Here is a 19,661-nt window from a genome sequence, read left to right on the forward strand (position 1 = left end):
GACAGGAGCACCCATGTCCAAACCCTCTTCCGCCTCCTCGGCTGCAACCGCCGACGCCGACCTGATCGTCATCGCGATGCAGCCGGTGAAATCGAGCCAGTTGGCCTCCATCGGCTACGACGCCGCGAGCAAGACCCTCGCCGCGACCTTCGCGCGTGGGCCCGGCACCGTCTACCAGTACCCGAACGTGGACGCGAAGGTGTACGCCGACCTGATGGCTGCCGACTCCATCGGCAGCTTCTTCGGCAAGCACATCAAGCCGTTGCCGTGCAAAAAGCTCGCGCCGGCCGCGACCTGACCAGTTTCGGGCGAACCGTCGGCTGGGCACCCCTCCTCCATCCCTCCTCCCTTCCCGACCGACCCGCGCGAGCGGCGCCCACTTTCTTTCCACCCTCCACAAGGTGACCAACATGGAACTCCGAATCAATCTCGACCTCGAGGCGGCAGTTGCCGCAGCTCTCACGCCTGAGAAGCTGGGCCCGATCCTCGACAAGCACATTGGCGATGCCGTCACTAGCGCCGTCCGCGATGTCACCGGCTACCGGAGCGACTTCGCCATTGCGCTGCAAGCCCAACTCACGGAGTTGATGCCCCATGGGCTAAAGCTGGATGACGTTGCGAAGTTTCAGCAGGTACTGAACAAGTCGATTGCCGGCCTGGTGAACGGAATGAATGCGGACGCCATCAACACGGCGCTGCGCAAGGTCGCCCAGCAGGCGCTGCCCGAGGTGCCGGCTGTGGTCAAGTTGTCGAAGCTGCTAGACGACGCGCGCAGCGAATTCAATAAGGACCAGCACGAAGCGTTCTATGCACTGTGGGAGCCGTCCCATTACGGCGGTGGCCACCTCTACCTCCACAACGAGTTGCTGCGCGATTCGTCGGCGTTGTACAGCCGGACATTGAGCAAATACGACGCCCGGTATCAACTGGCTTGCAACACCGAGGGCGACGTCTACGCCCTGCGGCTCGATGGCCGCCAGATCACGCCGGCTTCGCGCCCCGACGTCATCAGCCAGTTCGATGCCGTCCTGATGGCCATGTACGTCGGACGCACTCGCCTTGAGGTCGACATCGATGCCAACGACGTGGAAGCGGCCGCGGCCGAGCAATTCGACTGAGGCGACCATGAGCGAGAACACCAAAATCGAGTGGGCAACCCACACCTTCAATCCCTGGGAAGGCTGCCAGAAGGTCGGTCCGGGCTGCGACCACTGCTATGCGGAGACGCGCAACGCCCGCTTCGGCGGCGGTAAGGCCATCAACTGGGGGCCCGGCGCGCCGCGGCGCCGCACCAGCGAAGCCAACTGGAACCTGCCGCGCCGGTGGAATGCCCAGCACGACGCCTTCGTCGCACAGCGCGGCCATCGCCAGCGCGTGTTCTGCGCTTCGCTGGCCGACGTGTTCGACAACGCGGTCGAACGGGAATGGCGCGACGACCTTGCGACGCTGATCCTTGACACGCCGAACCTTGACTGGTTGCTGCTCACGAAGCGCATCGGCAACGCCAGCGACATGCTGGGCGAAATGTTCTTGGAAGGCCCGCCTGACAACCTCTGGCTCGGTGCCACCATCGTGAACCAGGCCGAGGCCGATCGCGACATCCCGAAACTGCTGGCCACACCATCGCGCATCCGGTTCTTGAGCATGGAGCCGCTGCTGGGCCCCGTCAGCTTCGAGGGTTTCTTCGCGAATCCGGCAAACCCGGCTGACGGCACCAACGCGTTGGAAGCCATCGACTGGGTGATCGTCGGCGGCGAGAGCGGACCGGGCGCGCGGCCAATGCACCCTGAATGGGCCCGGAGCCTGCGCGACCAGTGCGAGGCCGTCGGCACGCCGTTCCTGTTCAAGCAGTGGGGCGAGTGGGCGCCGCCCGCCAAGCGCGACGACCTTCGCAGCCTCGGAGACATGATGCGCGCAGGCAAGGCCATCCACATCTACGGCGATGGTCGCGAGCCTGACGGGCATTTCCGCAAAGGAGACGAGCACCTTCTGCACATGGGCAAGAAGGTTGCCGGCCGCCTGCTCGATGGTCGCGCTTGGGACGGAGTGCCTGCCTGATGGGCTACATCAACCCCCTGCTCGATCTGCCCGCCGGCCGCGCACTGATGGCGCTGCCCGCCGAAGATCGCAAGCGAATCGAAGCAGTCATGCGCGAGCTTCGCGCCGAGGCGGCCGCGAACGCGGAAACGGCTTACCGACGCCACAAGGGTCCGATGTACGCCTACTGGCGCGCCGTCAGCACCTATGCGCGGCACTTGGCGCACGCTTTGTCGACGGCGTCGATCTGCGGCCGGAGGTCTGGGGGAGTGGCGTGCACTCTGCCCAAGGGCCACCGCTGCCCAGACTGCTCCAGCGTCGGCATCGATGCGGGAGACCCGTCGTGACCGAGGTGCGTGCCCCTATCACCCCGTGGAACCCCTCGCGCAGCGCCACGGCGCGCGTGAAGAACCCGCTGCCGGTACCGGATTGCTGCCCGAACTGCGGCTCGCCGGTCTTCATCGACTCGAACAGCTGCATCTACGGCCGTGAGCACGGCGAATGGCCCTGGGCCCTCATGTGCACCGGCTGCGATTCCTACGTTGGCCTGCACCCGTTCACGGGCATCCCGCTCGGCACGCTGGCCACGCCGGAGATCCGCGCGGCGCGAAAACAAGCGAAGGCAGCCTTCAATCCCTTGTGGGAGGGCGCCGGCGCGCCGATGACGCGCACGGCCGCATATGGCTGGCTCGCGGCCGCCCTCGGCATCGAGAACGTCGAGGAATGCCACATCGGATGGTTCGGCGTCGACCAGTGCCGAGCGGTCGTGGCAACCGTCAGGGCGCGCGGCGCCGCGCCGGCGCACCGCCATACCTGCCACTGGCCCGGCTGCTCGCGCGCCGTGCCGCCCGCCATGTGGGGTTGCAGCCCGCATTGGTTCAGCCTGCCCAAGGCGTTGCGCGATGACATCTGGCGCACGTACCGGCCCGGCCAGGAAATTACGAAGACACCCAGCGAAGCCTACATGGCCGCCGCTCGCGCGGTGCAGCAGTGGATCGCTCAACACCAGAAGGAAAACGCATGAGCACCGAACCGAACACCCTCTTCCGCAAGAAGCCCGTCGTGATCGAGGCGTTCCAGCTGCCCGCCGCCGGCGTGGACGTGCCGGATGCCTTTCACCACTGGTGCGAGCGCGTGGGCTTCGTGAACTTCACCTCCGGTCGCGATGAAACGCTGGAAATCCAAACGCTCGAGGGCACCATGACGGCGCAGCCGGGCGACTGGATCATCAAGGGGGTAAAGGGCGAGTTCTATCCCTGCAAGCCTGACATCTTCGCCGCGACCTACGAACCCGCGGCCACGCTGGCCAATGCTGCGGTACACGAGGCTGGTGGCCAGCCGTCCGGGGGCGCACTGGCACCCGATCCTGTTGCGGCGCACAACGCCGCGGTCACGGCTGCGATCGAGGCCATCCGCGAGACGGAATCGCGCAAGGAAGCAATCGCGTTGATCGAAGGCCTGCGGAAATGACCTTCGACCTCTTCGAAGCCTCCGTGCCAGCTGCAGTGTCGGCACCTGCGCCCGCGCGTCAGCCGAACCCGGACGCCGCGCGCTACGTGATGCAGCCGGTGTCCGGCGAGTTGAACCGCTGGACCTACAGCGGTGAGACCATCGTGTTCGACAGTCGCCGAGCTGTCGGCTCGAAGCTCGGCCAGTGGCGCACAGTGGAAGGCATCGACAGGCCAGTGCTGCAGAGCGACGACCGCATCGAGGTCTGCCGTGCGATTGACGCTCGCAACGATGCGAAGGGCCGCCCGTGAGTTGCCGCGACGTCCTCGTCGCCGCGATGCCCGGCACTCAGGCGCAGCTCGCACAGCGCGTGCAACGCAGCATCAAGACCGTGAGCGTTGAACTGGGCGCAATGGTGCTCGTCGGCCGCGAGGCCCACATCGGCAGTTGGTTGTGCCAGGCGCGCGGCGGAAAGCCCATCGCAATCTATTTCGCCGGCCCGGGCGTCAACATGCCGCGGCCGCCGCTCACGCCCGGAGCGATATACACGAAGCGCAGCCGTTTCCGCGGCCTGTACGAGCCTTCTGGCAGGGCGGCCCAGCCATGACGCGCACCTACAAGGTCAAGGGCGAGGACGAATTCGGCGTGGAGCTCGAGCGGACCGGCGACCTCGTGCGCCTTCGCACCCATACCCCCGGCTGGCCGTTCCCGGCCGAGCGCACGCTGCCGCGCGATGCCCTGGTCTGGATCTGCGGCGATCCCGAACCGGTGGCGGCCCCTCGGGAGACGGACACGGCATGACCTCAATCCTCATCGAGGTCGAATTCCATCTGCGCTTGCTTGATGACGCGCGCGATGTCGGGTCGGTGCTGGTCGCGATCGCGAAGGATCGGCACCGTCCAGGTCGGGCCGCCCTCACCCCCATCCATCCACCGCACACCGCCGAGGTGCACGTCGGTGACCTGCCCGGCCAGGCCCGGCAGCGCCTCGATGCGCTCAATCAGGATCTGCTGCAGCTGGCGCGCGGTTCGTGTGGCCTTTTTCATTTTTTGAGTATTGCACCGTGAGTACTGACCCCAACCGCCCCGACATGAGCGACGAAGAGATCGACTGGATTTGTCGCGGACTCACCCAGAACGCGGCCAAGGTCCGGCACCTGCGCCGGCTTGGCCTGCGCGTCGATCGCAGACCGAACGGACGCCCCTTGGTCGCACGCATTGAGTGGGCACGGCTTTACGGCCCGAAGGCTACGACCGCTCCGCCCGCGGCAAGCAATGGCCCGCGCTGGAAAACCCCTGTGGGAGCAAGCTGATGGGCAGGACTCGAGATCGAGCATCGGCCGCCGGCCTGCTGCCGCGCATGGAAGCCCGGCCCTGGTCCGATGGCAAGACCGTGACCTACCGGTTTCATCCGGTCGGGGGCAAGCCGATCAACCTGGGCACGGACCTCTCGGCCGCCTTGCGGAAGGTCCTGGACATGAACGGCGGCGCGCCCGGCGACGGCATGGGCACGCTCAGCTGGGTTTGGACCCGCTTCCAAGAGTCCCCGCGTTGGAAAAAACTGACACAGGGCACCCGCGACGACTACACCCTGGCGTGGAAGCAGATCAACGACCGGCTCGGGCACATGCACATGACGGAGGTCACCACCAACGTGGTGGCGCGCTATATCCACATCGAGCGCGCGGGCTCTCCGCGGCGCGCAGACATCGAAAAGAGCCTGCTTTCGCGGCTCTTCGGCCACGCGATCAAGCTCGGCGTCTGCACGATCAACAGCACCATCGGAGTGGAGCCACATGGCAGCGAGGCGCGCACCGAGGCGCCAGATACTGCCGTGCTGGCCCGGTTCCTGAAGTGGCTGGCCGAGCAAACACCGCAGCGGCGAATCATCGGCATGGCCGCGGAATACGCCAGCCTGGCCGGCAACCGCAAAGTCGAGTTTCTGCCCCTCACCTGGCCCCAGGTGGACCGGGCGGCGGCCGAGATCCGCGTCTTCCGTGCGAAGCAGCGCGGAAAGAAGCGGGAGCGCATCGTTGAAATCATCGCGATCACGCCGGCGCTGGGCGCCCTGCTGGACCGCCTGCAGGAGCTCCACAAGCAGCGCGGTGTGGACTGCCTTTATGTCTTTCCGACCCGCGACAACAACGCGTATACCGCGCGTGGATTTAAGACGCTTTGGCAGCGCTGCGTAATTCTTGCAATTGAAAAGAAGGTGCTGGCCGAGAGCGACAGATTCACTTTTCATGACCTCCGCGCCTATTACGCGACGCTGCACAAGCAGGTTCACGGCGAATTGCCGGATTTGCACACCAACCCCGCGACGACTGCAAAGGTTTATGACCGCAATAGGGAGGTGAAGCGCTCGGCGCTGTGACGGGCACCGGCGGATATTCCCACGGTGGGAATAAAACGAGAAAGGCGCTACAACTTTGATAGCTGTAGCGCCTTGAATTTCTTGGGGTGGCTGATGGGACTCGAACCCACGACGACCAGAATCACAATCTGGGACTCTACCAGCTGAGCTACAGCCACCGCAGAGCCTACGATTGTAGCGTTAAAAATCGCGGTTTTGACGGCAGCAATCAATGGCGAGGCTTGAAAGCCACATTTTCACCCGGCCGCCATTGGCCCGCCCGGGGTCACACCCTCCTGAATCTTGATCGAGCCATCGGATCTCTCGTGCGTGCCGATCAACAGTCCGCTGGCAATAGCGTGTCCGTGCAAGGCATCGACGATTTCGTCTCGGCCGGGAGTGTCTGAAAGCTCCGGAACGCTTCCAAGCGCAAACAACTGGAACGCGTATCGATGGATCCCGTGCCCAGGAGGCGGATCGGGCGGCAGCCAAGCTGCCTGCAGCGTCGAATTGCGCCCGACGTGCAATCCCGCGCCCTCATTGCCCTGACTGGGAATGGCAGCCTCGGCCAGCGCCCCGCTGTCCGCCGCAAGATTCACCACGATGGCATGCACCAGCGGATTCAGCGTGGGTGAATCGGCGTCTTCCACAATAAGCAGCAACGACGCCGCGCCAGCCGGCAAGCCGGTCCACTGGAGCGGCGGCGATACGCCTTCGCCATCAGCGGTATAGCGCCTCGGCAGCGGCGCATGGTCCGCAAAGGCCACACTGGTGAGCGCAATGGAGGCCATCCCTTCCCGCATGCCGAGAGTGTTGAAGACGATGTTGTCGAGGCCGGCGCGCACACCCTGCAGCGCCTGGCCGATGACTTCGGGCAGTTTTTCGAGCATGCGAACGGTGTATCGCGGCGCTGGCAGCAGACCTGTAGGACGCGGCGCAGCCTCCACGTCGCGAAGTCCGGCACAAATTCTCGCGCGCCTGTTCGATGTGCGTCGCCGGCACCGGCACGCATATCGCTCCGCTATCATGAATGCGGCCCGCGCAGACGGGCATGGCTTCTGGCCACTTCCACCACTTCACCACCAAAGGAATTTCTTCATGAGCATCGTCTGGACTATTCTGATCGGGTTCGTCGTGGGTCTTGTGGCACGGGCCGTCAAGCCGGGCGACGACTCCGCAGGCTTCATCGTCACCACCATCATCGGCGTTGCAGGCTCGCTGATCGTCACGTACGTCGGCCAGTCGCTGGGCTGGTACACCGCCGGCCAGGGCGCTGGCTTCATCGCCTCCGTGCTGGGCGCGATCGTGCTGCTCATCATCTACGGCCTGATCAAGCGCAAGAGCTGATGCGAAGAAGGGGCCGTGCCGCTCCGCGCGCACGGCCACTGTGATGCCCCGCAAACCACGCGCCAAGCATCATGTCTATGTGGTCGAACTCGACGACCGCGTATGGAACAACGGCCGCTTCAGGCGCGCCAACCCCGACTACCAACTCGGCAAGCCCTTCGTCTACGTCGGCATGACCGGCCTGGACCCCGACATCCGTTTCGACAAGCACAAGGCCGGCATCCAGGCCAACACCTTCGTACAGGAGTTCGGCCTTCGCTTGCTGCCCGCGCTCTACGAACGCTACAACCCGATGACCTACGAGGACGCGCGCCTGATGGAGGTCGACCTCGGCATCGCGCTGCGCAAGGCCGGCTACGGCGTTTGGCAGGCCTGATGCGGCAAGCCTTCAGGAGTAGGTGATCCAGTCTTCATACGCCGGACCATCCAGGTGCGGCAGCGTGTTGTAGGTCACGAGCATGTGCCGCTTGGGCGTGAAGGCGAACTCGGTCACCGACGTATTGCGGATGCGCAGGTTGAGCTCGATCGTCGTCTCGGAGCTCGTACCGAGCACATGCCCCACTGCCGTGCTGATCGGCCCTCCGCTCGACACCACCAGTACCTTCGCGCCATGGTGCTTGTCACGCACGTGGTCGAGCGCCGTCGTCACTCCAGCCAGAAAGTCGACATAGCTCGGCATGCCGACTGGCGCCGTCTTGCCCTGCATCCACGCGCTCAACCCTTCGCGCAGCAGGCGGAAGTGATGGCGGTACATCTCGGGCGAATCGGGCTTCTGAAGCTTGCCTTCGTGGATGGTGGCGATGACCGCTTCGCTGTCGTACTCGTTGAGGCCGGGCCACGGCAACACGTCGTCGCGCTCGAGACCAAGGCCCTTGGCGATGCCTTCCCACGTCTGGCGATGGCGCTTCAACGTGCCGGTGATGACGGCATCGAACTTCATGCCGCGCTCACGCCAGTACTCACCGAGGCGAACAGCTTGGCGATGTCCGAGTTCGCTCAGGTTGTCATAGTCGGCAGCGCCAAAGCTGGCCTGCCCGTGGCGCACGAGGTAGAGGGTTCCCATGCACGGGATTCTGGCAAGAAGCGAAGACGCCGCTTGTCCCTCGTGCGACCAATTCGCGCGGCCATGAAAAAAGCCCGAGCCTTTGATTGGCTCGGGCTTTGCCTGGCGACGCTCGTGTGTATCAGCGGCCCGCAGCAGTCGGCAGCGTTTCTGCCGGCTTCGGCACCAGGATCTCAGCCTTGAAGCGGTCCTTCAGCATGTTGTAGTAGGCGGCATCCTCAGCCGCGGACACGGACTGGCCGACCTGCGCCTGCTCCTGTTTTGCGAGCTCGGGTGGTGGCGGCGTACGCGGAACAATCTTGGTCACGCGGACCACGGAATAGCCCTGCGCGCCGAGGTCCACGCCCACGATCGCGGGAAGCTTGGAGCCATCCGCACGCAGCGCGGCGTCGATGACCGGCAGCGGCTGCGATTGCGCGTCGCGGCGCGACACCGTCACGGGTGCGCCGAAAGTCGCGCCGTCCGCCTTGGCGGTCCACGCGGCGAGCTTGGCCTCACCCTCGGTCTTGGCCAGCACCGCAGCGCGCTCGGTGACAAGCTGCGCACGGATCTTGTCCTTCACGTCGGCCAGCGGCACCGGGTGCGCCGGCGTGTACTTCGTCACGCGGCCCGATGCGAGCTGGCTGGGGCCGACTTCGATCGCTTCAGTGTTCTGCTTGCGGTCGAGCGAGTCGGCTGCGAACAGCGCGCTCAGGAAGTTGCGGCTGGCCAGCGGACCGGTAGCGCCCGGTGCAGGCAGGCGCGCGACGTTGTCGGCCGTCTTGATCGTGAGCTTCAGCTTGTCGGCCGCCGGCTTGAGGCTCTCGGGCGACTGGTAGACCGCATCGGTGAATGCCTCGGCCGCCTTCGCGAACTCCTGCGTCGCCTGCTGCGAGCGCATGTCGTTCTCGATGGTTGCGCGCACCTGCTCGAAGGGCGGCACCACGGCTGGCTTGATGTCGGTCAGGTGAATGATGTGGTAGCCGAATTCGGTTTCGACTACGCCGCTGATCTCACCCTTCTTGAGCGCGAACATCGCGTCCTCGAACGGCTTGACCATCGCGCCCTTCGTCACGAAGTCGAGGTCGCCGCCCTTCTCCGCCGAACCCGGGTCCTGCGAATTCTTGCGCGCGACTTCGGCGAAAGTGTTGGGCGCCTTCTTCACGTCGGCCAGCAGTTGCTCGGCCTTGGCCTTGGCCTTTTCGCGGTCGGCGGCGGACATGCTGGCTGGCGCGGTGATCAGGATGTGGCTGGCGCGGCGCTCTTCCTTGGTGCCGAAGCGCGAGGCATTCTGTTCGTAATAGGTCTTGAGGTCGGCCTCGTTCACGACGACGTTCTTCTTGGCCGCCTCGAGGTCGAGCACGAGGTATTCGATGCTGGCCTGCTCGGGCGCCTGAAACTGTGCCGTGTGGTCCTTGTAGTAGGCCTCGATGTCGGCATCGCTCACCGTCACCTTCGATGCGAAGCTCTCGGGGCTGAAGCGGGCCACCTGGATTTCGCGGCTGTCGTAGAAAGCGTTGATGGTGGTGGCGGCCAGAGCAGGCGGTGTGAAGGCCGTGCCCGAAACGCCCAGCAGCACCTGCTGCGTTGCCATGTCGGAGCGCACCGACGCTTCGTACTGTTCAGGCGTGCGACCGGTCACACGCTGGAAAGCATCGCGGTCGAACTTGCCGTCGGGTGTACGGAACGCAGCCAGGCCGGTGTCCTGCGCAAACATGCGCGACAGGCGGTCTTCAGACACCGTCATGTTGGCCTTGGCAGCCGCTGCGGCCAGCACGCGGTCGCGCACCATGCGCTCCAGAGTGGCGTAGCGCAAGGCATCGGAGTCGAGCAGCGTCGGGTCGACGTTGGGCGATTGCTGGCGAATGCGATCAGTCTCAACGCGGTGCTGCTGATCCCATTCGGGCTTCGTGATGTCGTGGCCCTCGATGCGGGCTACCTTCTCGTCGCGACCGGAGCCCTGGTAGCGCTCGACACCGAAGAGCACGAACGAGGGAATGATCAGCAAGAACAAGAAAATCATGACGATCTTGTTGTACTTGCGGAAGAAATCAAACATGCTTGAACACTCTTTTTCGACGGCTGTCGGACGGCAATAAAAAAGGCGAACTTGTGGTTCGCCTTTGCATCGGGTGGTGGTGGGTGCTGAGGGGCTCGAACCCCCGACCTACGCCTTGTAAGGGCGCCGCTCTACCAACTGAGCTAAGCACCCCACCGGGAATACTTTCCGAGTCTAACGTCTTAGTTCAGCGCGTCTTTCAGCGCCTTGCCTGGACGGAACTTCGGGATCTTGGCTGCCTTGATTTTAATCGCGTCGCCGGTACGGGGATTTCGACCGGTGCGGGCCGCGCGTTTGCCTACTGCGAAAGTGCCGAAACCGACGAGCGAAACGGAGCCGCCCTTTTTGAGCGTGGTACGAATGGCGCCGATGGTGGATTCGAGCGCACGGGTCGCTGCGGCTTTGGAAATATCGGCGTTCTTTGCGATGTGCTCAATCAGTTCGGTCTTGTTCACAAGGGCCCCTTGTAGAAAAAAAGTTGGTCGGCTTCCGTCAGCTGCGACCTGGCCGCAAACGGTGCGACTCAAGAGCCTGGCAGGCCTGACGCCTCGGCAGCGCACTGCCAGCGAGGATTACAACCACTGGTCTGCAGGGTGTCAATAAGACACAGAGCCATGCCGATCAGCGGAGCGCGCGATTTTAGGGGCCTTTCGTGAACTCCTTTTTCAAAGCGCCTCGGCGATCGCCTTGCCGAGGTCGCTGGTGCTGGCCGTCCCGCCGATGTCCGGGGTGCGTGGTGCTCCGCTTTGGGGCGCGAGCACCTTCTCGATGGTCGAAAGAATGGCGTCGTGCGCCTGCTTGTGGCCCAGAAACTCCAGCATCATCGCGCCGCACCAGATCTGCCCGATCGGGTTCGCGATGCCCTTGCCGGCGATGTCGGGCGCCGAGCCATGCACCGGTTCGAACAGCGAAGGCGTGGTGCGCTCGGGGTTGAGATTGGCGCTCGGCGCGATGCCGATGGTGCCGGTGCAGGCCGGGCCCAGGTCCGACAGGATGTCGCCGAACAGGTTGCTCGCCACCACCACGTCGAAGAAGTCGGGCCGCTGCACGAAGTGCGCGGTGAGGATGTCGATGTGGAACTTGTCGAGCGTGATGCCCGGGTAGTTCTTGCCCATCTCGGCCACGCGCTCGTCCCAGTACGGCATGGTGATCGAGATGCCGTTCGACTTGGTGGCGCTGGTCAGATGCTTCTTCGGCCGCGATTGAGCGAGCTCGAACGCGAACTTCAGTACCCGGTCGACGCCCACGCGCGACATCACGGTTTCCTGCACCACGATCTCGCGCGGCGTGCCCTGGTACATGCGCCCGCCGATGCTGGAGTACTCGCCCTCGGTGTTCTCGCGCACGATGTACATGTCGATCTCGCCGGGCTCGCGCGGCGTGCCGTCGCGCCGCACCACGGGCGCGATGATGCCGGGCATCAGGCGTGCCGGACGCAGGTTGACGTATTGGTCGAACTCGCGGCGGAACATCAGCAGCGAGCCCCACAGCGACACGTGGTCTGGAATTTTCTCGGGCCAGCCGACCGCGCCGAAGAAGATGGCGTCGTGCCCGCCGATCTGGTCCTTCCAGTTGTCGGGCAGCATCTGGCCGTGCTTCTCGTAGTAGTCCCAGCTCGAGAAATCGAAGTGGTCGAACTTCAGGTCGATGCCGAATTTGCGCGCCGCGGCATCGAGCACGCGCACGCCCTCGGGCATGGTTTCCTTGCCGATGCCGTCGCCGGCGATGACTGCGATTCTGTGGGTGCTCATGGGTTGGCTCCTGCGTGTGCGTGTTGTAGAGGTAGAAAGAATGCCTGGGCCTCGGCGAGCAATTCGTCCGGGGCCTCTTCGGGAACGTAGTGGCCGCACGGCAAGGCGCGGCCCGACACATCGGCGGCGCGGTCGCGCCACAGCGCGAGCACGTCGAAGGCCTTGCCGACTGCACCATGCTCGCCCCACAGCACGCGCAGCGGCTGCGCCAGCTGCCGGCCGGCGGCGATGTCGTCGCGATCGTGCACGAGGTCGATGGTGGCGGAGGCGCGATAGTCCTCGCAGATGGATTCGGCGGTGCCCGCGATGGCGGCGCAACGCTCGTATTCGACCAGCACCTCGGGCGCAAAAGGCGCGAGGCCGGCATGCCGCCCGCCCATTACGCTGCGCACGTAGCGCACGGGGTCGGACGCAATCAGCGCCTCGGGCAGCGGCGGTGGCTGAATCAGGAAGAACCAATGCCAGTAGGCCTTGGCAAATGCTTCGGAAGTCTGCTCGTACATCGCGAGCGTGGGTGCAATATCGAGCAGCAGCATGCGCTCGACTGCTGCGGGATGGTCCATCGCGAGCCGATGAGCCGCACGCGCGCCACGGTCGTGCGCCAGCACGCCGAAGCGCTCGAAGCCGTGATGCCGCATGGCGGCGAGTGCATCGAGCGCCATCTCCCGCTTGCTGTAGACCGCGTGTTCGGCATCGGCCGCCGGCCGACCCGAATCGCCGTAGCCGCGCAGGTCGACCGCGACCACCGTGAACCGCTCCATCAATGCCGGCGCCACGCGATGCCAGATCGCATGTGTCTGCGGATGACCGTGCAGCAGCAGCAAGGGAGCCCCGCTCCCGCCGATACGGCCATGGATGCGCACGCCGTTGCGCTCGATGTCGAAAGTGGGAAGGGAAAGAAATGAGGCCGTCACGGGAACGATTGTGCGTTGCGCCTCGACGATCATCAAGCAACAATCAGCCAATTCATACTTTCCGATTTGGCATGAATCAACTCTCGATGGACCGCGGCGACCTCGCACTGGTGCTGGCCATTCGCGACCACGGCAGCCTGGCGGGTGCGGCCGCCACGCTCGATGTCGTGCCCTCCGTCATCACCAAGCGGCTGGGCGCGCTCGAAGCCCGCCTGGGCCAGCGCCTGTTCGATCGCACCACCCGGCGGCTCAGCGTCACGGCCGAAGGCGAGGCGGTCTGCCTGCATGCGCGAACGCTGCTCGATGGCTTTGCCGCGCTCGAAAGCGAGCTCGGCGAACGCCAGAACGAGCTGACCGGCACAGTCCGCCTGGCCGCGACATTCGGCTTCGGCCGGCGCTGGCTCGGACCGGCGGTGGCGGCCTTTCAGGCACGGCACCCTGCGCTGCAGATCGAGCTGATGTTGACCGAACAGCTGCCCGACCTCGGTGCCGAAGGCTACGACGGCGCAGTCTGGCTCTGGGCCGTGCAGCAGCGCCATGCGGCCGACTGGGTTTCGCGGCGCATCGCACGCAACCAGCGCGTGCTGGCGGCGTCGCCCGGCTACCTGAAGCGCCGTGGCACACCGGCCACCGTCGAGGCACTGGCTTCGCACGATTGCCTGGTCGCCCGCGAGAACGGCGATGCCAGCCAGCGCCAGTACGCGCTCTGGACCCTGCGCCATGCGCGCGACGGCAGCACGGCGCGCGTGCGTGTTCAAGGGCCGCTGGCCAGCAACTCGGGCGAGATGGTGCGCGACTGGTGCGTGGCCGGGCACGGCGTCATGCTGCGCAGCCTGTGGGACATCGCACCGCAACTCGCGAGCGGCGAACTCGTGCGCGTGCTGCCGCAATACGCGATGGCGGAAGCTGACATCCACTGGATCGCGCCCTGGCGGCCGAAGACGCCGCGCCGCGTGCGCCTGCTGGTCGATCACCTCGTGGAGCAGTTCCGCGGCGAGCCCTGGAAGCCCGGCAAGGCCGGCGCACGTTAAGAAACCGGCCGCTCAGCGCCCGCTGCGCACCACGAGACTCACGCCCACCGCGGTGAGCGCAATGCCCAGCACTGTCACCAGCGTGATCGGCTCGGAGAACAGCAGCCATGCCATCACTGCCGTGCAGGGCGGCACCAGGTACAGCAGGCTCGTGACGGCCGTCGCCGTGCCGCGCTGGATCAGCATGTAGAGCAGCGAACTGCCGCCCAGCGACAGCGCCAGCACCGACCACGCCATCGCGCCGCCCGAGTACGCGTTCCATTCGATGCCTTGAGACTCCAGCGCAGCGAACGGCAGCGTGACCAGCAGCGCCGCCGCCATCTGCACGGCGCTGGCACTGCGCACGTCACAGGGCGCGACGAAACGCTTCTGATAGAGCGTGCCCGCCGTGATACACAGCAGCGCCATCACCACCAGTGTCATCGTCAGCGCATTGACCTCGGCGCCCTGCCCGAACTTGCGCGACACCACGAGCACCAGCCCCGCAAAGCCCAGCACCAGCCCCGCCCATTGCCGGCCCGAGATGCGCCCGCCGTTGAACGACATCCACACCGCCGTCAGCACCGGCTGGATGCCGACCAGCAATGCCACCAGCCCCGCGCCCATGCCGGCATGCACCGCGGCCCACACGCCGCCCAGGTAGCCCGCCTGCATCAGGATGCCCGTGACCGCCAGGTGCCCCCACTGCGCGCGCTGCTTCGGCCACTCGACCCGCGCCAGCGCGACCCACACGCCGAAGCACACCAGCGACAAGGCGAAGCGCACGGCCAGGAACTTGAGGGGTGGCGCATACGGCATGCCGTAGCGCGCGACGATGAAACCCGTGCTCCAGATCAGCACGAAGACCGCCGGCATCGCCCGCAGCCAGCCCCCGCCGGGGGCCGTGGCCGCCGAGGTCATTTGGTGCGGGCCCGGATTTCCGGAATGGCCTTCTGCAGGTAGTACACCATCGACCAGATGGTGAGCACGGCTGAGATCCAGATCAGCCACTGGCCCCAGACACCGGTGTCGATCACCTTGAACAGGCGCCCGTCATAGAGCAGGAACGGAATGGCGATCATCTGCACGGTCGTCTTGACCTTGCCGATCATGTGGACCGCCACGCTCTTGCTGGCGCCGATCTGCGCCATCCATTCACGAAGCGCCGAGATGGCGATCTCGCGGCCGATGATGATCAGCGCCACGAACACGTCGGCCCGGTTCAGGTGCACCAGCACCAGCAGCGAGGCGCACACCAGGAACTTGTCGGCCACCGGATCGAGAAAGGCCCCGAAGGCCGAGGTCTGATTGAGCCGGCGTGCCAGGAAGCCGTCGAGCCAGTCGGTTGCCGCGAAGACGATGAACATGACCGTGGCGATCAGGTTGCGCATCGGCTCGGCCATCGGCAGGTAGAACACACCGACGATCAAAGGGATCGCGACGATGCGCGTCCAGGTCATGATGGTCGGTAGTGTCCAGAACATCGCTTGATTGTGTCATGGCGGAAGTAACCCCCTTCGGGGGTCACGCCCTCAATGCAACGCCTTGTAGATTTCCTCCGCCAGGTCGGAGGCAATGCCCTCGACCGACGCGATGTCTTCCACGCTTGCCGCAGCCACGCCGCGGATGCCGCCGAAGCGCTGCAGCAGCCGCGCACGCCGCTTCGGCCCGATGCCCGGAATGTCTTCGAGCTGGCTGCCGCCGACGCGTACCTTCGCACGCTTGGCCCGCATGCCGGTGATGGCGAAGCGGTGCGCCTCGTCGCGGATCTGGGCCACCAGCATCAACGCGGCCGAGTCCTTGCCCAGGTAGACCTTCTCGCGGCCGTCGGCGAACACGAGTTCTTCGAGCCCGACTTTGCGGCCCTCGCCCTTCTCGACCCCAACGATCAGCGACAGCGGCAGGCCCAGCTCGCCAAACACTTCGCGCGCCATCGACACCTGCCCCTTGCCGCCGTCCACCAGCACCAGGTCGGGCATGCGTGCGGTCCGGGGCTTCGGCGGCGCGTCTGTGTCGTCGCTTTCGGCGTCACCCGGAGGCAAGGCATCGGTCTCGGCCGCCATGGCCTCTGCCAGCTTGCCGTAGCGACGATGCAGCACCTGCCGCATGGCCGCATAGTCGTCGCCAGGCGTGATGCCTTCGATGTTGTAGCGGCGGTACTCGCGGTTCTGCATGGTGTGGTGCTCGAACACCACGCACGAGGCCTGCGTCGCCTCGCCCGCGGTGTGCGAGATGTCGAAGCATTCGACGCGGAAGTTGTCGAGGTCGTCCGATGCCAATTCGAGCGCATCGACCAGCGCGCGCGTGCGCGCCTGCTGCGAGCCCTCTTCGGCCAGCAGCCGGGCCAGCTGCAGCTTGGCATTGGTCTCGGCCATTTCCAGCCAGTGCCGGCGCTGCTCGTGCGGCTGGAATACCGCCGTCACGCGCGCGCCGGCCTGCTGCGAAATCGCCTCGATCAGCTCGCGGCTCACCTGCTCGCTCAGCACCAGCGTGGCCGGCACGGGCACGTCGATGTAGTGCTGCGCGATGAAGGCCTCGAGCACCTGCACTTCGATCGGGTCGGCGGCAGCGGGCGGCGCATCGTCTCCATCGTCGTCAAGTTCGCCGTGATGGATCTGCGCCGCGTCTTCCACATGCACGGGAAAGTATGGCCGGTCGCCCAGGTGCCGACCGCCGCGCACCATCGCGAGGTTCACGCAGGCCTTGCCGCCTTGCACCTTCACAGCCAGGATGTCCACGTCCTTGTCGGACGCGATCTCGATCGACTGCTGGTGCAGCACGCGCGAGATGGCCGACATCTGATTGCGCAGTTCGGCCGCCTGCTCGAACTCGAGCTTCTCGGCATGCGCCGTCATGCGCTGTTCGAGCTTCGAGAGCACGAGTTGCGTGTCGCCCATCAGGAAGGCTTCGGCGCTGGCTACGTCTTGCGCATAGGCCTCGGGCGCGATGTAGCCGACGCACGGCCCGCTGCAGCGCTTGATCTGGTACAGCAGGCAAGGCCGCGTGCGGTTGGCATACACGGTGTCCTCGCAGGTGCGCAGGCGAAACACCTTCTGCAGCAGCTGGATCGATTCCTTCACCGCCCAGGCGGTCGGGTACGGCCCGAAGTAACGGTGCTTCTTGTCGACCGCGCCGCGGTAGTAGGCCAGCCGGGGGAACTGGTGCGACGCGATCTTGAGATAGGGATAGCTCTTGTCGTCGCGAAACAGGATGTTGTAGCGCGGCTTGAGCGTCTTGATCAGGTTGTTTTCGAGCAGCAGCGCCTCGGCCTCGGAGCGCACCACCGTGGTTTCCATGCGCACGATCTTCGAGATCATGTGGCCGATGCGGGTGCCGCCGTGGCTCTTCTGGAAGTAGTTGGCAACCCGCTTCTTGAGGTTGCGCGCCTTGCCCACGTAGAGCACCGCGCCCGCCGCATCGAAATAGCGGTAGACGCCGGGCAGCTGCGGCAGGGCCGCGACTTCGCTTAGCAATTGATCGGAATGCACGTCTGACATGGCGGCTATTGTGGCGCGCGGCACGCGGTGCGGCGCCCGCCTGCGCGCAAACCCCGACGTTGCTGGAATGGAATGTGCTGAAGATGGCTACGGGCGCGAGGAGCGCCCGTGGTTTTCAACATACCTACTCGGGAAATCCACATGAACAAAAACAACAGACGCGTCTGGTGGGCGCTCTCGCCCATCGCCCTCTCGCTGGGCCTGGCGGGCTGTGGTGGCGCCTCCAGAAACGACGCCCAAGACACGGCGACGATTCTTGCAACCATCGCCGCGATCAACGCGGCCAACCAGCCGCCCGCTCCCGACAACGGCTGCCTCACCTCGACAGGCAATTCATCCGTGGTGGTCGGCTCGGGCGACGCAGGCGACCCGGCTGCACCCGAGGCGGCGTCGGGCTATGCGCCGGGCCACAAGCTGGTGTATGCCAAGACTTACATGGTGGTGGCCAACCATCCGCTCGCCACCCGCGCCGGCTGCGACGTGCTGAAGGCCGGCGGCAGCGCCGTCGATGCGGCAGTGGCCGTGCAGGCCGTGCTGGGCCTGGTCGAGCCGCAATCCAGCGGCCTGGGCGGTGGCGCCTTCATGCTCTATTACGACGCCGCGACCAAGAAAGTGCAGGCCTACGACGGCCGCGAAACCGCGCCTACCGCCGCCAACGAGAACTACCTGCGCTACATAGACCCAACCGGTGCCGACACCACGCCGCCCCTGCCCGGTGGCGCGCGCGCCAGCGGCCGCTCCATCGGCACGCCGGGCGCAGTGCGCATGCTCGATCTCGCCTACCAGGACCACGGCAAGCTGCCGTGGAAAGACCTCTTCGGCTACGGCATCACGCTGGCTTCCGACGGCTTCCTGATCGGCGGACGCATGGCCGCCGCCATCTCGTCGTCGGCCACCAGCCTGAAGCGCGACGCCGAAGCCACGGCCTACTTCTTCAACGCCGACGGCACGCCGAAGGCGCTGGGCACGCGGCTGCAGAACCCGGCTTACGCGAAGACGCTGACCACCATCGCCACGCAGGGCGCCAACGCCTTCTACACGGGCGACGTCGCCAAGGGCATCGTCGACAAGATCGGCATCACCACCGCCGCGAACGACGGCTCGGCCATCACACCCGGCATGACCACGCTGACCGACCTGGCCAACTACAAGGCCAAGCGGCGCGACCCGGTCTGCGGCACCTACCGCGACTACTACGTGTGCAGCATGTCGCCGCCGTCCTCGGGCGGCATCGCGGTAGTGGCGAGCCTGGGCATTCTCGAGACCTTCAACATGGGCCTGTACAAGCCGACCGCCATCGACATCGAAGGCGGCAAGCCGACCGTGATGGGCGTGCACCTGGTGAGCGAGGCCGAGCGCCTGGCCTACGCCGACCGCGACAAGTACGTGGCCGACACCGACTTCGTGCCGCTGCCGGGCGGCTCGGTCGACACGATGATCAACAAGCCCTACCTGCAGAGCCGCGCCAGCCTCATCAGCCTGACGAAGAGCATGGGCGTCGCGCAGGCCGGCAACCTGGGCGCGGTGCCGCTGGGCATCGACAAGACCGAGGAGCACGGCACCACGCACTTCACCATCGTCGACAAGCAGGGCAACGTGGTCTCGATGACCACCACGGTGGAAAGCACGCTGGGCTCGTTCCACATGACGCAGGGCTTCATGCTGAACAACCAGCTCACCGACTTCTCGGCCAATCCGAACGACACGGTCGACCCCAGCATCAAGGTGGCCAACCGCGTCGCGCCGGGCAAGCGCCCGCGCAGCACGATGGCGCCGACGCTGGTGTTCAAGAAGCAGAGCGACGGCAGCATGGGCGAATTCGTCATGGGCACCGGCTCGCCCGGCGGCGGCACCATCATCCAGTTCGTCGTGAAGACGGTGGTCGGTGCACTCGACTGGGGGCTCGACGCACAGCAGGCCACCTCACTGGTCGACTTCGGAGCCTCCAACAGCGCGACCACCAACGTCGGCGGTGAGCATCCGAACATCGACGCGACGAACTCGGGACTCAACGATCCGCTGGTCGCCGGCCTGATCGGGCTCGGTCACAAGGTGTCTGTATCGGCGCAGTCCAGCGGCGTGAGCACCGTCATCCGCACCAGCGTCGGTGGCAAGACGGTGCTGACCGGCGGCGCCGACCCGCGGCGCGAAGGCATCGTGCTGGGCGATACCTTCACGCCCTGAGGGTCTTGAAGGCGCCGCT

At 65.6% G+C, this 19,661-nt stretch carries 25 protein-coding genes and 2 tRNA genes; 15 read left to right on the forward strand and 12 right to left on the reverse strand.

The window, feature by feature from the left end; genetic code table 11:
* The first annotated feature begins 13 nt into the window (after positions 1-13).
* The 9 genes from ACZYSP_RS07460 to ACZYSP_RS07500 all read left to right on the forward strand — a co-directional run bounded on the left by ACZYSP_RS07460 (position 14) and on the right by ACZYSP_RS07500 (position 4,287).
* On the forward strand, positions 14-298 hold the full coding sequence (locus ACZYSP_RS07460) for a KTSC domain-containing protein (RefSeq protein WP_489013436.1): 285 nt from the start codon (positions 14-16) through the stop codon (positions 296-298).
* Positions 299-410: 112 nt separating this feature from the next.
* A complete protein-coding gene (locus tag ACZYSP_RS07465; RefSeq protein WP_489013438.1) occupies positions 411-1,118 on the forward strand; it encodes a hypothetical protein in 708 nt (235 codons plus the stop codon).
* A gap of 7 nt (positions 1,119-1,125) precedes the next feature.
* Positions 1,126-2,058 carry a phage Gp37/Gp68 family protein gene (locus ACZYSP_RS07470; RefSeq protein ID WP_489013440.1) on the forward strand — a complete coding sequence of 311 codons (933 nt, stop codon included), beginning with the start codon at positions 1,126-1,128 and terminating at the stop codon, positions 2,056-2,058.
* A complete protein-coding gene (locus tag ACZYSP_RS07475) occupies positions 2,058-2,384 on the forward strand; it encodes a hypothetical protein (RefSeq protein ID WP_489013442.1) in 327 nt (108 codons plus the stop codon). The genes ACZYSP_RS07470 and ACZYSP_RS07475 overlap by 1 nt, the downstream gene beginning before the upstream one ends.
* Positions 2,381-3,061 (forward strand): zinc-finger-containing protein, encoded by a 681-nt coding sequence (locus ACZYSP_RS07480; RefSeq protein ID WP_489013444.1) that lies wholly within the window; start codon positions 2,381-2,383, stop codon positions 3,059-3,061. The genes ACZYSP_RS07475 and ACZYSP_RS07480 overlap by 4 nt, the downstream gene beginning before the upstream one ends.
* The gene (locus ACZYSP_RS07485) at positions 3,058-3,507 is read left to right on the forward strand and encodes a hypothetical protein (RefSeq protein WP_489013446.1); all 450 of its coding nucleotides are present in this window, start codon (positions 3,058-3,060) and stop codon (positions 3,505-3,507) included. Before ACZYSP_RS07480 ends, ACZYSP_RS07485 begins: the two co-directional genes overlap by 4 nt.
* Entirely contained in the window at positions 3,504-3,797 is a 294-nt protein-coding gene (locus tag ACZYSP_RS07490; protein WP_489013448.1) for a hypothetical protein, read from the forward strand. Before ACZYSP_RS07485 ends, ACZYSP_RS07490 begins: the two co-directional genes overlap by 4 nt.
* Positions 3,794-4,093 carry a hypothetical protein gene (locus ACZYSP_RS07495; RefSeq protein WP_489013450.1) on the forward strand — a complete coding sequence of 100 codons (300 nt, stop codon included), beginning with the start codon at positions 3,794-3,796 and terminating at the stop codon, positions 4,091-4,093. The genes ACZYSP_RS07490 and ACZYSP_RS07495 overlap by 4 nt, the downstream gene beginning before the upstream one ends.
* On the forward strand, positions 4,090-4,287 hold the full coding sequence (locus tag ACZYSP_RS07500; protein ID WP_489013452.1) for a hypothetical protein: 198 nt from the start codon (positions 4,090-4,092) through the stop codon (positions 4,285-4,287). The genes ACZYSP_RS07495 and ACZYSP_RS07500 overlap by 4 nt, the downstream gene beginning before the upstream one ends.
* 2 nt (positions 4,288-4,289) lie before the next feature.
* Here the strand turns inward: ACZYSP_RS07500 and ACZYSP_RS07505 are convergent, their stop codons facing one another.
* Positions 4,290-4,532: a hypothetical protein gene (locus ACZYSP_RS07505; RefSeq protein ID WP_489013454.1), complete on the reverse strand. Its 243-nt coding sequence runs from the start codon at positions 4,530-4,532 to the stop codon at positions 4,290-4,292.
* 44 nt (positions 4,533-4,576) lie between these two features.
* Here ACZYSP_RS07505 and ACZYSP_RS07510 point away from each other — a divergent pair, with 44 nt between their 5' ends.
* Both ACZYSP_RS07510 and ACZYSP_RS07515 read left to right on the forward strand, forming a co-directional pair.
* Positions 4,577-4,798: a hypothetical protein gene (locus ACZYSP_RS07510; protein WP_489013456.1), complete on the forward strand. Its 222-nt coding sequence runs from the start codon at positions 4,577-4,579 to the stop codon at positions 4,796-4,798.
* Positions 4,798-5,859, forward strand: coding sequence for a site-specific integrase (locus ACZYSP_RS07515; RefSeq protein WP_489013458.1), 1,062 nt, complete (start codon positions 4,798-4,800; stop codon positions 5,857-5,859). The genes ACZYSP_RS07510 and ACZYSP_RS07515 overlap by 1 nt, the downstream gene beginning before the upstream one ends.
* Positions 5,860-5,941: 82 nt before the next feature.
* On the opposite strand, the gene ACZYSP_RS07520 is transcribed toward ACZYSP_RS07515, so the two are convergent.
* Together ACZYSP_RS07520 and ACZYSP_RS07525 are read right to left on the reverse strand one after the other, a co-directional pair.
* Positions 5,942-6,017: transfer RNA gene (locus ACZYSP_RS07520), tRNA-His, on the reverse strand.
* A 78-nt stretch (positions 6,018-6,095) separates the two neighbouring features.
* Positions 6,096-6,728 carry a YbhB/YbcL family Raf kinase inhibitor-like protein gene (locus ACZYSP_RS07525; RefSeq protein WP_489013460.1) on the reverse strand — a complete coding sequence of 211 codons (633 nt, stop codon included), beginning with the start codon at positions 6,726-6,728 and terminating at the stop codon, positions 6,096-6,098.
* Positions 6,729-6,936: 208 nt separating this feature from the next.
* Between ACZYSP_RS07525 and ACZYSP_RS07530 the strand changes: the two genes are divergently transcribed.
* The gene (locus ACZYSP_RS07530) at positions 6,937-7,185 is read left to right on the forward strand and encodes a GlsB/YeaQ/YmgE family stress response membrane protein (protein WP_007830716.1); all 249 of its coding nucleotides are present in this window, start codon (positions 6,937-6,939) and stop codon (positions 7,183-7,185) included.
* Between the two features lie 43 nt (positions 7,186-7,228).
* The gene (locus tag ACZYSP_RS07535) at positions 7,229-7,561 is read left to right on the forward strand and encodes a hypothetical protein (RefSeq protein ID WP_093051185.1); all 333 of its coding nucleotides are present in this window, start codon (positions 7,229-7,231) and stop codon (positions 7,559-7,561) included.
* A gap of 12 nt (positions 7,562-7,573) precedes the next feature.
* Here the strand turns inward: ACZYSP_RS07535 and ACZYSP_RS07540 are convergent, their stop codons facing one another.
* The 6 genes from ACZYSP_RS07540 to ACZYSP_RS07565 form a co-directional block, all read right to left on the reverse strand.
* A complete protein-coding gene (locus ACZYSP_RS07540) occupies positions 7,574-8,248 on the reverse strand; it encodes a histidine phosphatase family protein (protein ID WP_489013463.1) in 675 nt (224 codons plus the stop codon).
* A 121-nt stretch (positions 8,249-8,369) separates the two neighbouring features.
* Positions 8,370-10,286 (reverse strand): SurA N-terminal domain-containing protein, encoded by a 1,917-nt coding sequence (locus ACZYSP_RS07545; protein WP_489013465.1) that lies wholly within the window; start codon positions 10,284-10,286, stop codon positions 8,370-8,372.
* A 77-nt stretch (positions 10,287-10,363) separates the two neighbouring features.
* Positions 10,364-10,439: transfer RNA gene (locus ACZYSP_RS07550), tRNA-Val, on the reverse strand.
* Between the two features lie 29 nt (positions 10,440-10,468).
* Positions 10,469-10,741 (reverse strand): HU family DNA-binding protein, encoded by a 273-nt coding sequence (locus tag ACZYSP_RS07555; RefSeq protein ID WP_007830705.1) that lies wholly within the window; start codon positions 10,739-10,741, stop codon positions 10,469-10,471.
* Between the two features lie 210 nt (positions 10,742-10,951).
* Positions 10,952-12,037 carry a tartrate dehydrogenase gene (locus tag ACZYSP_RS07560; protein WP_097198731.1) on the reverse strand — a complete coding sequence of 362 codons (1,086 nt, stop codon included), beginning with the start codon at positions 12,035-12,037 and terminating at the stop codon, positions 10,952-10,954.
* Complete coding sequence (locus tag ACZYSP_RS07565; RefSeq protein ID WP_489013692.1) at positions 12,034-12,984, reverse strand: alpha/beta fold hydrolase; 951 nt, start codon at positions 12,982-12,984, stop codon at positions 12,034-12,036. The genes ACZYSP_RS07560 and ACZYSP_RS07565 overlap by 4 nt, the downstream gene beginning before the upstream one ends.
* Before the next feature lie 38 nt (positions 12,985-13,022).
* Between ACZYSP_RS07565 and ACZYSP_RS07570 the strand changes: the two genes are divergently transcribed.
* Complete coding sequence (locus tag ACZYSP_RS07570) at positions 13,023-13,982, forward strand: LysR substrate-binding domain-containing protein (RefSeq protein ID WP_489013469.1); 960 nt, start codon at positions 13,023-13,025, stop codon at positions 13,980-13,982.
* A 12-nt stretch (positions 13,983-13,994) separates the two neighbouring features.
* On the opposite strand, the gene ACZYSP_RS07575 is transcribed toward ACZYSP_RS07570, so the two are convergent.
* The 3 genes from ACZYSP_RS07575 to uvrC are packed head-to-tail and all read right to left on the reverse strand — an operon-like array spanning position 13,995 to position 17,458.
* The gene (locus ACZYSP_RS07575; RefSeq protein WP_097198730.1) at positions 13,995-14,882 is read right to left on the reverse strand and encodes a DMT family transporter; all 888 of its coding nucleotides are present in this window, start codon (positions 14,880-14,882) and stop codon (positions 13,995-13,997) included.
* Positions 14,879-15,445 (reverse strand): CDP-diacylglycerol--glycerol-3-phosphate 3-phosphatidyltransferase, encoded by a 567-nt coding sequence (pgsA, locus tag ACZYSP_RS07580; protein ID WP_093051202.1) that lies wholly within the window; start codon positions 15,443-15,445, stop codon positions 14,879-14,881. The genes ACZYSP_RS07575 and pgsA overlap by 4 nt, the downstream gene beginning before the upstream one ends.
* A 48-nt stretch (positions 15,446-15,493) precedes the next feature.
* Complete coding sequence (uvrC, locus tag ACZYSP_RS07585) at positions 15,494-17,458, reverse strand: excinuclease ABC subunit UvrC (protein ID WP_489013472.1); 1,965 nt, start codon at positions 17,456-17,458, stop codon at positions 15,494-15,496.
* Between the two features lie 141 nt (positions 17,459-17,599).
* Here uvrC and ggt point away from each other — a divergent pair, with 141 nt between their 5' ends.
* On the forward strand, positions 17,600-19,642 hold the full coding sequence (ggt, locus tag ACZYSP_RS07590; RefSeq protein WP_489013474.1) for a gamma-glutamyltransferase: 2,043 nt from the start codon (positions 17,600-17,602) through the stop codon (positions 19,640-19,642).
* Positions 19,643-19,661: the final 19 nt, after the last annotated feature.

This window comes from Variovorax sp. F042 (assembly GCF_057814215.1).